The following is a 15,069-nucleotide window of genomic DNA, read 5'->3' on the forward strand; positions in this document are numbered from 1 at the left end:
CGAGTCAGGAGCGCCTATGTCTGAGGACGGTATCGGCGTCAATCCGGACGAGGTCTGGCTGCGCGCCAACCAGGTCTCCACCAAGCTGGAAGAAATGAGTAATCTCCGAGATCGATTCCGGGACATCCTGGACAGCGCCCGCGAGGCGGCCGGAGAGATCGAGATGCGCAACGGATTCAACTCTTTCATGTTCGAGTATCTCGAATACTTCAACACGGTCCAGGAGGAGAGTATGCAGCTTGCGGAGAATATCCGGGATGCGGCTGGAAAGATCCAGAACGCGGACAGCATGAACGCGGACGAGTATGACGAAAGCCTACACGGACTCCTGGGGCAAGATTACGAACTCCGGGGTCTTCCTTACGAGAATATCTGCCTTGCCGGTGATCTCGATAATCTGGACGCCTACTGAAAACGGATCCAACCGTGAGTCATCACTATGATCAGCGTCTGCATGACGCAAATTCCCGTGCCGCTTCGGAGTTGGATGCCGCCCATTTGGCGTTGAGCGTAACCGACACCGACGCTGAAGTAGAAACTCTCCGGAGCAGTGCCGAGGGGATGTCGGATATGGCACTGGAGATCCTGGGTGACACGAGCGAGACGATGCACGAGTTCGACGCCGCCGCCACCAACTTCACGGATCCGATCCAGTGGCCGATCTCGGATCGAAGCTCGATGACAGAAAGAAGGTGGCTCGACGCGGCTGCGTCGTTGACGTACTGCTGGGGAGTTACCCAAAAATGGATAGAAGCAGTTGAAGAGTTCAAAGACCAAAGAAAGAAAATAATAAGAGAGTGGGAGAAAGCAGTCGAAGAAGCTATATCGGCGAAGGAAGGAGTTATAAATCGAGCAGGAACTCCAGCTGGGACTCCACCGGAATCTCGTGAAGATGGAAAAGAAGCAGGAAGAAGGCGCCTCTTAGAAAGTCGAGAGATCCTTAAGGATCGGGACACCGAAAATGAAGAGTATCTGAAGTCTGAAGCTGACACCCTTGGGGAGATGCTAGAGAAGGGAGTGAGTGAAGACCGGTTTGTTGAACTCCTAGACAACGGCGGGCTGCAATGGGCACCACACAATATTCTCGGCCCCGAAGGAGCGCCGGTACCTGAGAACAACATTGACCCCGCGGATGCCGAGGAGCATGCGGAGCAACTTGACGAATATCTTGGGGAGGACGGGTCGGAACCGGACTCCCACTACTGGGAAACAATTGCCCTGCTCGCTGCCTTGGGGAATCCAAACCGTCAAGGATCGCCGGACCGGTCAGGCGGTCATTCCAACGCCGCAGACTACCTGGAGAACTTCTATAGTCGCCTAGAAGAACTCTCGAACGAGCAGTCACTTCCTGAATATATCGTCGCTAACGAAGCCTTGGACGACGATGCAAAGCAGCCACTGGCGAACGGACTGCTGGCCTTGTCCGATGAAAGTATGGATGGAGGATTCGATCGGCTTCCGCAGAGCGTGAGAAACGTAGCAATAGGGCCGTGGGAAGGAAGTGAGTCGCTCTCTGGGGGCGACGGAGACCCATACAATTCATATCAGTGGGAACTAGATTTCAATCATCTCGGAAATCTGCTTTCGTCTGCAAGTCAGCAACAAACAGGAGGCGATCAATTCTCGGTTTATGTGACATCAATAATCGGATCTTATCTCGATGGATACACTCTAAGTGAGGATGGACAATCTCCATCTCATGGAGAGATAGACGACTACGCAATAGAGTCCTTGCTTGACGTTTCTACCCGAAATATTGATGCGAATCATAGCGTCATAACGGAGAATGGGATCTATTCACATCCGCACCGGTCAGATCCTTCCGAAATATTGGAAGGGCTGTGGAAACATGATTGGACATCAAGTCAAGAGGAAATCGTAAAGCAGCTGACCGACTGGATACCTGATTATGCAAATAGTGGTGATCCTGGAAAGGAGAATGTAGCTGGAACGTCCGCAGCTTCAATCGTGGACCTGTTAAGTGATCACGATGGACTCGGAAGCAATCTAAGAATGGTAAGGCAAGACGATGGAAGTGGAGAAGGGTTTGCAGAGTTCAACCCTGTAATCGCTGGCGATATTTCTAGAATATATTATGCATATATCGATGATTTTGCAATTGAGCAATCATTGCACGGAGGGGAGGACGCCTACTCACCTTCCTATGTAGGTGACATGGATGGTGGTGGGGGACTTCGGGTGAGCTTGCAGGATGGAACCAGCTTCCTTCAGGTATTCATGGCAAATGAAGATATTAGTAGAAATATATTTACTGCTTCCGCGGAAAAAGAAATGCTGTTGATTGAAGAAGGGATGACAGCAAATTCGTCCGATCATGCGAGAATAGTTGGAGAGCAGGCGGGAAAAATCCAGTCGATTGTTCAGAATTCATTTGTGAATGAAATGAATGCAAGAAATATGGACCAATCATACATTGAGACACAAAGTATAGATCGAATCAGAAGTGCGTACCAAGGTATAGGAATTGGTCTTTCAGCGATTCCAGGATTAGTTCCAGGAGTGGGCCCCTTGGCGGGAACTGTATCCGGTGTTGGTGTTTCTGCGATTACCGCAGCTACCGAAGATCCATTGATCAATATTGTGGAGCATCAGGAGTGGCATGACCAGATGGATGTTGACGATATTTCCGACAATGTGGACTCTTTGATCAGTGATATCGAAGATGCAGCCGATAACTTTGGAGATCCTGACGACCCTGATACGGGACTGATAGAGAGTAACAGCCAAATATCTAGAGCTGCATTAAACAGAAGAATTGATTCAGCGCTTTATGGAGCACCTGATTTGGATGCAAATGAAGATTTAAGAGGGGAATTTATTTTAGGGTATTTGACTGGATATAATCATGGAGGGACAGAGTCAGATACGCCAACCGAAGAAAACAGTATGGATAGTTGATTATGATATATTCGTCCACTGCACTAAAGATTGTTTTGTGTTGTATGATTGTTTCGTCGTGTCAATTTCATTCTGACTATTATCACGAAACTCATCGTGAAGTAGATGACGTAAATCGCATATCACATCATTTATATAATGACATTGCTTCTGAACTACAGGATTTGGGGAGTGATTATATTGATAAATTTATCACTGGAGCTGGTGTTGTTTTGGTGGAGAAAGATAAAGTAGCAACGATAGATTTGGAATCAAGGGAATTTCTCTGGGAATTTGAAGTTCCAGGAAAGGACATATCTGCATCTCATGTATCTGTTTCGGCGGGCGAGGATTTCAGTAATCAGCGTATTGTAATAACATTCGATGATATAAATTTGCTTGGCGGGAGAGAAAATTATCTCTCTCTTGATGTTTTCAGCGGAGAAGTAATATCAAGAAATTCGTGGTGGTGGCCAGATTTCGATCCATCTAAGCGAATAGAATTTGTTTCTCGGGATTATGTATGGTCGTTTTTTCCTAGTCAAATTATTGCTAGACCATTTTCCTCAGAGTATGACGAATGGAGCATCGATATACCTGGAGAATGCACTCTTGGGTCCGCGGATGAGATAGAGAGCAATGTTGTAATGTCGACATTCTCAGCCACCGTTCTGATGGAATGCTCAGGCCAGAAAGGCGTAAAAATGGTGCAATACAATGCAGTAGATGGTTCAATAAATTGGAGAAAAGAATGGGAAGGGTCTAAGGTTCCGGAAATCTATGATATAGATATGTTTTCCTTGGTGGATGAGAATGAAAGCAACCCTTTGGATTTGGTGACGAGAAGAGGAGCTTCTGTTGATTATTCGCTTTATGGGTTTCCTGGGGGGAATCAAAGCTTTATTTGGGAGGATATGCCTAGGCTCTCCGATTATGTAGAAGAGCCATTGTCTCCAAGGGAAGAGGTTCCCGAAGTTATTATTTTGGACGACGGAGTCTATGTGAGAAGCACTCTGGCGCTCATTGCTGCCGAGCGTGCCCTGGAAGAGGGAGATTTCACGCTGGAAGAACTTGAAGAATGGAATCTTGTGGTGTCGGACGGTGAAGGAAATAGTGCGATACCCAACAGTGTCCTTGGATTTAATCTTCCCAGGCCGGAGACTGGCGCATTTTCGCGTATATCGTTTCTATCGGGGAATGATTGATCCAGCGGCTTGTTGTTGTTTTTTCGGTGTGTGGGTGGTTGTCGTGGTCGGCGGAGCAGCGTCACGGCCCCGAAGTTCTCGCGATAGGTCCGGCGTGTGCCAGAAAGCCAGGGATGACCGGTGTGACCTGGAATGAGCGAATCGCGGCACGGTGGGGGGTGGTGGCCGTGGGGGGTCTCCCGCTACCCGGGGGAGCGCACTCCCGCGCACGACGGCCAGCGGGGTGGCGGCACGGTAGGCCGTGGGGCACATCCCGCTGCCGGGGAGAACACGCTCACCCGCACGACGGCCAGCGAGACCGGGCACGGGACCGACGTCGCCACGCCAGGTCCAACCTCGCTCCGAACTCCACGAAGCAGGCCGCACCACCCCACTGGTTCCTGGGAGTGCCGAGACCGGGCCGCGCTGGCATCCCGGGCACGGTGGGGTCTCAGGCGTCCCTGCGACTCAACGCGTACAGGACGGCGGCCGTCACCAGGCCGTAGATCAGGTGACCGACGAGACTCATCATGGTGCCCTCGTTGATCATGAACAGCGGCATTCCGAGCCAGGCCGGCATGATCAGCAGCGGACCCAGGACCCACCAGACCAGGCCGTAGGCGAGCCCGGCCGCAAGCACCGGCCCGACGCGACCCGCAATGGTGCCGGCGAGCACGCCGAAGACCAGCCCGATGATCGCGGAGTTGACCAGGTGCACCCCGAATCCGAGCACCGCGCTCTCGAGTCCGACCAACATGCCGATCATCGGCAACATCTCCGGCATCGCCATGGCCATCATGGCACCGAAAACCAGACCACCGCCGATTCCGGCGACGGCGCCGCGCCACACGTGCGTGACGATGCTGGAACGGGAGGTGGCGAGTGTGGACATGGCGAAACTCCTCAACTGACGTCGAGCCGCGGCGCGGCCCAGGACAACGGATAGTGCGCTGCCCCCAGAATTCCGCGGCGCGGATCGGAATTCGGTGCCCTGGGTCACATAACTCCACCCGGCCCGCAGGGTTGACTTGGCCACCAGGGATCAGGCCCACCAACGTTCGTTAGGGGCACGGTGATGATGCGGCGGGCACGGCGGTGTGGCATCGCGGCCGGGGTGGTTGGGGTTCTGGTTGTGAGCGCCTGCCAGCCCCACACGGAGCCGGATCGCGATCCGGATGGCTCCGGGGCGACCGCCCCGGACGCGAGCGACGTGCAGCCGATCGAGGATGTGGTCTCGGCGCTGGACGAACCCGCATCCGCGGACCTTCCCGAACCACTGGTGGACCCGGACCGCCTTATCAGTGGGGGTCCCCCACCGGACGGGATCCCCGCTCTGGACGATCCCGCCATGGAGCCGGCGGACGAGGTGGACTGGCTGGCCGACGACGAACCGGTGTTGGCGGTGGAGGTCGGTGGCGAGCATCGCGCCTACCCCGTGCAGATTCTGATGTGGCACGAAATCGCCAATGACACGATTGCCGACGTTCCGGTGGCCGTAACTTACTGCCCGTTGTGTGACTCCTCGCTCGCGTTCGACCGCAGGGTGGAGGGTCGGGTGCTCGATTTCGGGGTCTCCGGAATGCTGTACAACTCGGACCTGGTCATGTTCGACCGCCAGACCCACTCCCTGTGGCCCCAGATCGAAGGGGAGGCTGTTGCGGGCGCGCTGACCGGAACCGAGCTGGACCAGCTCAGCGTGGCGGTGCTTCCGTGGTCGGTCTGGCGGGAGGAGACCCCGGAAGGGCTGGTGCTCAGCGAGGACACCGGGCACGACCGCGACTACGGGGGCAACCCCTATGTGGGCTACGACGAGCCGGGCGGGGAACCGTACCTGTTCGACGGCGAGGCTGACGACCGGCTCCGCGCCATGGAACGCGTGGTGGGGATCGGGGCCCAGCCGCGGGACGGGGACACAGACGCGCTCGCGATCCCCCACGAGGTCCTGGCCGAGGAGCGTGTGGTGACGGCCGAGGTGGACGAGGAACCGGTAGTGGTGTGGGCCGGGCCGGGACACACCTCCGCTCTCGACAGCGCCCGGATCGCCGAGGGGCGTCAGCTCGGCACCACCGCCGCGTTCCACACGCGGGTGGACGGGCAGGATCTGACCTTCACGCCCCACCCTGACGAGGAGGATCGATTCCTCGACGAGGAGACCGCATCCACCTGGACCGTACTCGGCGAGGCGAGCGCCGGCCCTCTGGAGGGCGAGCAGCTCGACGCCGTGGACCATCTGGACACCTTCTGGTTCGCCTGGGCATCCTTCAACCCCGAGACCGAGATTCTGGAGTGACACGATGACCACAGCCGCCCGCATGCGTGGCGCCGTCGCCCCCGCGCTGGCTGTCCTGCTCGCCCTGTCTGCCTGTGGGAGCGCCGAGGAGGAGTCGCCGGCTGATGCGGCCCGAGCGACGGACGAGCCGGACAGCCAGCCGGACGCCGACGCCGCGTCCAATGGCGAGGTTCCCGCGGCCCTCGACTTCACCTCCGAAACCCTGGAGGGGGAACCCGCCGAGGGGGCCGCGTTGCTGGGTGAGCCCGCCGTGCTGTGGTTCTGGACCCCGTGGTGCACCATCTGCCGCGGGGAGGGCCCGGAGATCGCGGACGCCGCGGAGCGCCACGCCGGGGACGTCGCGTTCCTCGGGGTTCCGGGGCAGGGGGAACGTGCGGCGATGGAGGAGTTCGTCGACGACACGGGAACCGACGGGATCCGGCATGTGGTCGACGAGGACGGGGCAATCTGGTCCGGGTTCGGCGTCTCGGGACAGCCCTCCTTCGTGTTCCTGGAGGCCGACGGCAGCCACGAGACGGTTCCGGGCACACTGTCGCCCGACGACGTGGACTCCCGAATCGCCGAGATCACCGACTGAGCGGCGGGCCCGGACATGTCCGAACTCCCGCTGCTCATCGCCGTGACCGCCGGGATGTTGGCCGTGCTGAACCCGTGCGGCTTCGCCATGCTGCCCGGCTATCTGGCACTGCTGCTGGCCCGGGACACCGAAGAAGCCTCGCCGTTGCGGGCGATGGGGCGAGCCGTGGCGACCACGGCGGCCATGACCTCGGGCTTCGTTGTGGTGTTCGGCGGCTTCGCGCTGGCGGTGACGCCGTTGGCCGTGTCCGTCGAGCCCTACCTGCCGTGGTTGACGATCGTGATCGGGCTGGCCCTGTGTGGGCTGGGGGTGTGGCTGCTGGCTGGGCGTCAACTGACGCTGCTGCTGCCAAAGTTTTCCCCTGGCCGCCCGACACGATCGCTACGGTGGGCCTTCACCTACGGGCTGAGCTACGCGGTGGCGTCCCTGTCCTGCACCGTAGGGCCGTTCCTCGCGCTGGTCGCCAGCGCCCTGCGCACCGGGAGCGTCCCGGGCGTGCTGGGAATGTTCCTCGCCTACACCGTCGGTATGGGGATGGTCATCGGGGTGCTCACCATCGGCACGGCCCTGGCCCGGGACGGGGTAGCGCACCGGCTGCGCCGGCTGCTTCCGCACGTCACGCGGGCCAGTGGTGCGCTGCTGCTCCTGGCGGGCAGCTACGTGGCCTATTACGGAATATTCGAGCTGCGCACCCTCGCCGCTGGCACGGCCCAGGACCCGGTGATTGGCACCGCGATCCGGGCGCAGGCCGCACTCGGCCGCTGGCTGGCGGAGATCGGCCCAGGGTGGGTGGCCGCGGCCGCACTGCTCGCGCTCGTGCTTCCGGTCGCGGTCCGCATACTGTGGCCCCGGCGCACCATGGCGGCCGTCCGGGAGCCGAGCCAGGATTGACGCCCGGCCCCAGACGCCGATGGTCCGCGCCGGCGTTCCGGCGCGGACCATCGGATCAGACGCGCTCCACGAGCGTGACGTTGGCCTGGCCACCGCCCTCGCACATGGTCTGGAGCCCGTAACGGCCCTCGGTGCGGTGCAGCTCGTAGACGAGCTTGGTCATGAGCACAGAACCGGTGGCGCCGAGGGGATGGCCGAGCGCGATGGCCCCACCGTTGGGGTTGGTGCGCCCCAGGTCTGCTCCGGTCTCCTTGGCCCAGGCCAGGGGCACCGGCGCGAAGGCCTCGTTGACCTCGAACACGTCAATATCCCCGATGTCGAGGCCGGCCTTGCGCAGGGCTCGCTGGGTGGCGGGAATCGGTGCGGTGAGCATGTACACCGGGTCGTCTCCCACCACGTCCAGCTGCACCACCCGGGCCAGCGGCTGGAGCCCGTGCTCGTTCACGGCGCGTTCCGAGGCGAGCAGCAGCGCGCCCGCGCCGACAGACATCTGGCTGGCGACGGCAGCCGTGAGGGCCCATCCCTCGCGGATCGGATCCAGTTGGCTCATGCGCTCCAGGCTGGTGTCTGCGCGGGCCCCCTCATCCTGAGTGACGCCGTTGTAGGGGGTGATCTCGGAGGTGAAGCGGCCCGCCTCGATCGCGGCGACGGCGCGGCGGTGGCTCTCCAGCGCGAAGGCTTCCAGATCCTCGCGGCTGAATCCCCACTTCTCGCACATGAGCTGGGCGCCCCGGAACTGGGAGATCTCCTGGTCACCGTAGCGCTGGGTCCAGTCGTCACCGAAGAGTGCGAGGCCGTGCTCCAGAGCGAAACCCACGTTGGCGCCCATCGGCACCATGGCCATGTTCTCCACTCCCCCGGCCAGCACCAGGTCCTGGGTTCCGGACATGACGCCCTGGGCGGCGAAGTGCACGGCCTGTTGGGAGGAGCCGCACTGGCGGTCGATCGTGACACCGGGGGTGCTCTCCGGCAGACCCGCGGAGAGCCAGGCTGTGCGGGCCACGTCCAGAGCCTGGGGGCCGACCTGGGACACGCAGCCCAGGATCACGTCCTCGACGGCGGCCGGGTCGACATCGGCGCGCCGCACCACTTCCGCCAGCACGTGGGCCGCCAGATCCGCGGGGTGCGCCTGGGCCAGTCCCCCCTTGCGGGTGCCGACCGGGGTTCGCACCGCGCCGACAATGTACGCCTCTGCCATGGTTCACTCCTGGGACGGTCGCTGCACTCTTTGACCGAACGATATTCGGTTCACGTTGATGGTCAACGGTCGGGGTCGGTTGGTGGCTCAGTTCCGCCACTCGGTGCAGGTTTCGTCGGCGTCGGCGACGTCCCCCAGCAGCTGGTGGGACAGTCGCCGCAGCAGCTCTACCAGTTCGGGATGCTCTTCGGCGGAGAGCCCCTGGAGGGCCTCGCGCAGGGCAGTGCCCTGCGCCGCGAACAACTGGTGTGCCGCACGGGTGCCCTGCTGGCTCAGCGTCCAGGTGTCGGTATCCGCGTCCAGGAGGCCGCAGCGGTCCAGCTCGTTGCGGATTGGTTCCAGGTCGGCGGGGCTGATCTGGGCGCGGGCCGCGAGTGCGGCGTCCGAGAGCGGCCCGGATGCCGCCAGGTGGGTCACTGCCCAGCTTGCTCCGGGGGAGAGGTCCACTCCGGCCGCCTCGGCGAGCCGCGTATAGGCCCGCCTGGGGCCGTCGCGTCCCCACAGTTGGTAGACGAGCTGTTCCACCTCGTCCATGGCGCTGCGGTCGGTGCGCACCGGTGCGACGACCTCGTCCAGGTCAGGTGTTCGGATGGTTTCCCGGAGTGGCAGCTCCCGCAGCACCAGTGCCAGGAGCAGCGCCAGAACGGCCAGGGGTACCGCGGCGAGGAACACGAGGTCGATCGCATCGGCGTAGGCCTGGAGAAAATCCGCCTGGACCGCGGGCGGGAGGCGGTCCACCTGCTGCGGGTCGGCTTGGAGGTCCTCGACGGACATCCCGGGCGGCAGGGTGACCTCGTCGGAGCGTGCGGCGAGATTCGCGGCGAGCTGCCCCGAGAAGATCCCCCCGAACACCGAGGTGCCAAAGGCGCCGCCGATCGATCGGGTGAAACTCGCCGCGGAGGTGGTGGCTCCCAGGTCCGCGTAGCTGGCGGCGTTCTGCATCGCCGTGACGACCACCTGCATGATCAGGCCGAGTCCCAGACCGAGCAGGAGAATGTAGGCAGCCATTTCCGGATACGGCGTGTCGGGCCCGAGGCGGGTCAGCAGCGCGAGTGCGATGCCCACCACGACGGAGCCGAGGATCGGGAACACCTTATAGCGTCCCGTGCGGGTGACCAGGACCCCGCTGCCGATGGACGTGGTGAGCATCCCCACCACCATGGGGATCAGGGCCAGACCGGAATTCGTGGGGGTGTAGCCGTGCACGACCTGGAGGAACAGCGGCAGGAAGGTCATCGAGCCCATCATGGCGAAGCCGATACAGAAGGTGAGCCCCATCCCGACCCGAAGCACCGGGTTGGCGAACAGACGCAGCGGCAGCACGGGTTCGGCCGCGCGACGGGCGCTGAGCCACCACAGCACCCCGAACCCGAGCGCGCCCAGGCCCAGCCCGAGAATCACCGGGGAGGTCCAGTCGTAGCTGCTGCCGGCCCAGGAAGCCAGCAGGGTCACGCACACCGCGGCTCCCGCGATCAGCACCGCCCCGATGTAGTCCACCCGGTGCTGCACCCGAAGCTCGCTGCGCGGCAGCACCACCAGCACCACGACCAGCACCACCGCGCCCAGGGGCAGGTTGATGTAGAACACCCAGTGCCAGGAGAGATGGTCGACGAACAGGCCGCCCAGGAGTGGCCCGGCCACGCTGGCCACGCCAAACGCGGCACCGATGAACCCCTGGTAACGTCCTCGTTCCCGTGGCGAGACCACGTCTCCGACGATCGCCATGGCCAGGGTCATCAGGCCGCCCCCACCGATGCCCTGGAGACCGCGGAACAGGATCAGCTGCATCATGTCCTGGGACATGCCGCACAGGGCCGAGCCCACCAGGAACACGACGATGCAGGCCAGGAAAACGACCTTCCGCCCGTAGAGGTCTCCGAGCTTGCCCCACAGTGGGGTGCTGACCGTCACCGCCAGGAGGTAGGCGGTCACCACCCAGGACAGGTGGTTGAGCCCGCCCAGGTCGGACACGATCGTGGGCAGGGCCGTGGCAACGATGGTCTGGTCCAGGGCCGCCAGGAGTACCGCCAGCACGAGGGACGTCATGACCAGCGGAACATTGGTCGAGGTGCCGGTTGCTGTCCGCGCTCCGTTGTCGGCCATCCCACCCTCAGCGATTACGTATAGGTCCAAACTCGCTACACTTCGCTTACCCAGGTGGGTCTCTGCCCTACCCTTCCCAAGAACCGAACCTGGTTCGGTTACAGTGGCTCCACCACATCGCGGACGCTAAAGGAGCCCAGGGATGCGACGGGACCTCTTCACCCCCGACCAGGAACTGTTTCGGGAGACCGTGGCGAAGTTTCTGCACCGGGAGGCGGTCCCCCACCACGAGCAGTGGGAACGCGACGGCATCGTTCCCCGGTCCGTGTGGGAGCGGGCGGGTTCGGTGGGCCTGCTGGGGCTGGGCATCCCGGACGAGTACGGCGGTTCGGGAACCACCGACTTCCGGTTCAACACGGCGGTCACCGAGGAGGTGTGCCGAGCGGGAGTCCCGGGGCTGGGGTTCAGCCTCCAAAACGACATCATCGCCCCCTACCTCGTGCAGCTCACGACCGAGGAGCAGCGGCAGCGCTGGCTTCCTGGCTTCGCCTCCGGGGAGCTGATCGGTGCGATCGCGATGACCGAGCCGGAGGCCGGAAGTGACCTCCAGGGCATCCAAACCACCGCGATCCGGGACGGCAACGACTACGTCCTCAACGGGCGCAAGACCTTCATCTCCAACGGGATCAATGCCGACCTCGTCCTCGTGGTGGCCCGCACCGACCCGGACGCCGGCGCGCACGGGATCTCCCTGCTGGCCGTGGAACGGGACACCCCCGGCTTCCAGCGGGGCCGAAACCTGGACAAGATCGGGCTCAAGGCCCAGGACACCGCTGAGCTGTTCTTCAGCGACACACGCGTGCCCGCCACCAACCTGGTAGGAACCGAGAACCAGGGGTTCATGCACCTGATGCAGAACCTGCCCCAGGAGCGCCTGTCGATTGCCGTCTCCGCCGTCGCCTCGGCGGAGGCCGTCCTGGACCAGACCATCAGCTACTGCCGCGAGCGCACCGCATTCGGCCGTTCCCTCTCCCGGTTCCAGAACACCAGGTTCGTCCTGGCCGAGCTCGCCACCGAACTGGACATCGCCCGCACCTACGTTGACCGCGCCGTCACCCTACTCAACGAGAACGAGCTCACCGCCGCCGACGCCGCCAAGGCCAAGTGGTGGACCACGGAGTTGTGCAACAGGGTGATGGACCGCTGCCTCCAGCTCCACGGTGGGTACGGCTACATGATGGAGTACCCGGTGGCCCGGGCCTGGCAGGACGCCCGCATCCAGACCATCTTCGGTGGCACCACCGAGATCATGAAGGAGATCGTGGGGCGGTCCCTGGAGCTGTAGTCTGGGGCCGACGCACACCGGTCGCCCACCAGAGAGGGGAGCCGCGGCGTGACCGGATCTTTCGACGGTCTGATCGTGCTGGGCCTGTTGGTCCTACTCCTGGTCATCGGTGTCGCCAAGCTCCGCAAACGCGTGTACATCCCCTGGGCTACCAGCGGCCTCGTGGTGTTCTTCGTGTTTCTGGTGCTGCTGCTGTGGGCCTACTCCTGGGGCTGAGTCGCCCCGGTGGCCGGCACGGCAGGTCAGTCCGGAACACCGGTGCCGTGCAGCGGGACTTCGAACCACACGAACTTCCCGTCGGGGGTTGGTCGGGATCCCCACCGGGTGGCGAACTGGTCCACGAGGTACAGTCCGCGCCCACCCTCATCATCGGCAGTGGCACTCCGAATGCGGGGCAACCGCAGGTCCGAGTCGTAGACCTCAGCCCACACCGAGTTCGCGCCGCGACGCAGGCGCAGCAGGAACTCCCGCTTGGGCTCCTCCGCGGGCGCGGGGGCTGCCCCCACCTCCTCCAGCAGGTCGCTCCAGTCCTCACTGAACTCGTCGTCGATCAGGCCGTCGGCTCCTTCCGGGGCCACGGACGTGTCGGTGGGCGCCGGCTCGTGCGGAGCCGACTCAGTAGACTCCGCGGCCCCGGGGTCCGTCGCACCCCCACCCTGGCCCAGCTGCCGCCGTACGGGGCTCGGGGCGGCGTGCAACACCACGTTGGTCACGACCTCGGAAATCAGTAGGCAGGCGAGTTCCTGTTGCCCCGGATCCATGCCCCAATCCGAGAGTGTGCGCGCGGCCAGGTGCCGCGCATCGGCGACCGTGGGTGGCTCCGCGACGAACCACTGCTCTCGCAGGGCGAGTTCCTCGGGGTGTGTCCGCACGACGAGGAGCGCGGTGTCGTCGTCGCTGTCCCCGGGCACCGCGTCTTGGGCACAGGCCGCGATCTCTTCCACCGTGGCCCCGGACACCTCCCGCACGCGGTCCCGCAACTGCTCGAGCGAGCGTTGAACGTCCAGCTCCCCACCGATGGGGCATCGTTCCACCAGCCCGTCCGTGTACAGCAGCAGGGTGGCGCCGGGAGGCAGCGTCAGCGAGTCCTGCCGGTACACCGTCTCGTCGTGCGGAACACCGCGGGCCCGTTTACCCAGCAGCATGTCCGTGACCTGGAGGGGAAGTTCCTCCACCTGGTCGCCCACGATCAACAGCGGCGAGGGGTGGCCGGCGTTGGCGTAGGTGAGATCGCGGGACCAGGCGTCGTAGGCCAGGTAGAGACAGCTGACCCCGGGAGCGTACCCGTCACTCGCTCCCTCGGCTCGGGCCATACGCCGCACCCACTCGTCCAGTTCCCGCATGATGTCGGCGGGTTCCCGGTCGGCTTGGGCAAAGGCACGTATGGCGGCACGCACCTGACCCATAACCGCTGCGGCCTGGGCGCCACGTCCCTCGACATCCCCGATCACGATGCCGACCCGACCGGCGGACAGCGGGATCACGTCGTAGAAGTCGCCCCCGACCTGGGTTCGAATACCGCGACCGTTGGTCTCCAGAGGCTTGGTGGGAATGTAGCGATGGGCGATCGACAGGCCGTCGAATGGGGGGAACGTCCGCGGCAGCAGGTTGTGTTGGAAGGCCAGCGCGGTGGTGCGCTCCTCCTCGTACAACCGCGCGTTGTCGATCGCGAGGGCCACCCGGGAGGCGATCGCCCCTACCAGATCCCGATCGAAGCCGTCGTAGCGGGTCTTGTCCCGGTCGGTGAGGGAGGACAGGGCCAGGGTCACGACGCCCAACAGCTCACCACGCGCCCGCAGCGGTGCGGCGATCGCGGAGGTGATCCCCACCCGCTCGGATACGGCCGCGGACTCGGGGTTGGGGGCGACCTCCGGTGCCCGAATCTCGGTGCCGACAACCACGGACTCCTGCTTACGCATGGCGCGACTGACGAAATGGTGCTCCGGGTAGCGCACTTCCTCGCCGACGTCGAGCCAGCTGTCCGGAGGCGGGGTCCATCCCTGGGCGTGGACCGAAACCCGACGTACCAGCCGGTCCCGGTCCACCAGGTCAATGAAGCAGTGGTCGGCGAACTGCGGGACGAGAATCTCGGCGACCACCCGTAGCGTGCTCTCGACCTGCAAGGAGCTCGCGAGCCGGTCTCCGATCTGGTCCAGCAGGCCGAGCTGCTCCTCGCTACGTTCCGTCCGCAGGGCCTCGTCCACCACCACGATGGCCCCGTCGATTCCCCCAAGATCCGTGCACATGGGGGCGGCCCGCACCCGCAGATGAAACCGGGTCGCATCCGGGCGCACCATCGCCAGGGTGCCCTCCCAGACACTGCCGCTCAGGGCGCGCCGCAGCAGCTGGTAGACACTGTCCTCATCCCGAATCCCGAGCTCGGGCAGGGACCTGCCGATCTGACCGGCACCATCCACCATCCCGAAGAGCCGCACGGCATACGGGTTCCAGTAGCGCAGGTGGCCCTGCCGGTCAACGACGAGCACCCCCAACTGCGCGCTGGTGAGAATACTCTGCGCATGCGCTGGACTGTCCTCGTAGCAGGCGTTCCCCCAGCGATTCATCAGCCCGACACCTCGCCGTCCCGGAGCGAAGTCAGTGTGCCGTCTCCCCCTCGGACCAACGGCACCGACCCATGGGCGG

General features: G+C 63.0%; 12 protein-coding genes. 8 read left to right on the top strand and 4 right to left on the bottom strand.

Features of this window, described 5'->3' with window-relative positions:
* The first annotated feature begins 16 nt into the window (after positions 1–16).
* The 3 genes from RIF23_RS07590 to RIF23_RS07600 all read left to right on the top strand — a co-directional run bounded on the left by RIF23_RS07590 (position 17) and on the right by RIF23_RS07600 (position 4,103).
* Positions 17–412: a hypothetical protein gene (locus RIF23_RS07590; RefSeq protein ID WP_310911697.1), complete on the top strand. Its 396-nt coding sequence runs from the start codon at positions 17–19 to the stop codon at positions 410–412.
* Positions 413–570: 158 nt separating this feature from the next.
* On the top strand, positions 571–2,919 hold the full coding sequence (locus RIF23_RS07595) for a TPR repeat region-containing protein (protein WP_310911699.1): 2,349 nt from the start codon (positions 571–573) through the stop codon (positions 2,917–2,919).
* 44 nt (positions 2,920–2,963) lie between these two features.
* On the top strand, positions 2,964–4,103 hold the full coding sequence (locus tag RIF23_RS07600) for a hypothetical protein (protein ID WP_310911700.1): 1,140 nt from the start codon (positions 2,964–2,966) through the stop codon (positions 4,101–4,103).
* Between the two features lie 430 nt (positions 4,104–4,533).
* Here RIF23_RS07600 and RIF23_RS07605 read toward each other — a convergent pair whose 3' ends face one another.
* Positions 4,534–4,974 (bottom strand): hypothetical protein, encoded by a 441-nt coding sequence (locus RIF23_RS07605; protein ID WP_310911701.1) that lies wholly within the window; start codon positions 4,972–4,974, stop codon positions 4,534–4,536.
* 183 nt (positions 4,975–5,157) lie between these two features.
* Here RIF23_RS07605 and RIF23_RS07610 point away from each other — a divergent pair, with 183 nt between their 5' ends.
* From RIF23_RS07610 to RIF23_RS07620, 3 genes are read left to right on the top strand one after another with little or no spacing between them, the layout of a single operon-like run.
* A complete protein-coding gene (locus tag RIF23_RS07610; RefSeq protein WP_310911702.1) occupies positions 5,158–6,372 on the top strand; it encodes a DUF3179 domain-containing protein in 1,215 nt (404 codons plus the stop codon).
* A 4-nt stretch (positions 6,373–6,376) separates the two neighbouring features.
* A complete protein-coding gene (locus RIF23_RS07615; protein ID WP_310911703.1) occupies positions 6,377–6,949 on the top strand; it encodes a redoxin domain-containing protein in 573 nt (190 codons plus the stop codon).
* 15 nt (positions 6,950–6,964) lie between these two features.
* Positions 6,965–7,840, top strand: coding sequence for a cytochrome c biogenesis CcdA family protein (locus tag RIF23_RS07620; RefSeq protein WP_310911704.1), 876 nt, complete (start codon positions 6,965–6,967; stop codon positions 7,838–7,840).
* A 55-nt stretch (positions 7,841–7,895) separates the two neighbouring features.
* Here the strand turns inward: RIF23_RS07620 and RIF23_RS07625 are convergent, their stop codons facing one another.
* Together RIF23_RS07625 and RIF23_RS07630 are read right to left on the bottom strand one after the other, a co-directional pair.
* A complete protein-coding gene (locus tag RIF23_RS07625; protein WP_310911705.1) occupies positions 7,896–9,038 on the bottom strand; it encodes an acetyl-CoA C-acetyltransferase in 1,143 nt (380 codons plus the stop codon).
* An 87-nt stretch (positions 9,039–9,125) separates the two neighbouring features.
* A complete protein-coding gene (locus tag RIF23_RS07630) occupies positions 9,126–11,141 on the bottom strand; it encodes an MDR family MFS transporter (RefSeq protein WP_310911706.1) in 2,016 nt (671 codons plus the stop codon).
* A gap of 142 nt (positions 11,142–11,283) precedes the next feature.
* Between RIF23_RS07630 and RIF23_RS07635 the strand changes: the two genes are divergently transcribed.
* Positions 11,284–12,426 (top strand): acyl-CoA dehydrogenase family protein, encoded by a 1,143-nt coding sequence (locus RIF23_RS07635; protein WP_310911707.1) that lies wholly within the window; start codon positions 11,284–11,286, stop codon positions 12,424–12,426.
* Between the two features lie 48 nt (positions 12,427–12,474).
* Complete coding sequence (locus RIF23_RS07640) at positions 12,475–12,642, top strand: hypothetical protein (protein ID WP_310911708.1); 168 nt, start codon at positions 12,475–12,477, stop codon at positions 12,640–12,642.
* 26 nt (positions 12,643–12,668) lie between these two features.
* Here RIF23_RS07640 and RIF23_RS07645 read toward each other — a convergent pair whose 3' ends face one another.
* Positions 12,669–14,990, bottom strand: a complete 2,322-nt coding sequence (locus RIF23_RS07645; RefSeq protein ID WP_310911709.1) for an ATP-binding SpoIIE family protein phosphatase — start codon at positions 14,988–14,990, stop codon at positions 12,669–12,671.
* Between the last annotated feature and the right edge of the window lie 79 nt (positions 14,991–15,069).

This window comes from Lipingzhangella rawalii (assembly GCF_031628175.1).
Classification (GTDB): Bacteria; Actinomycetota; Actinomycetes; order Streptosporangiales; family Streptosporangiaceae; genus Lipingzhangella_A; species Lipingzhangella_A rawalii.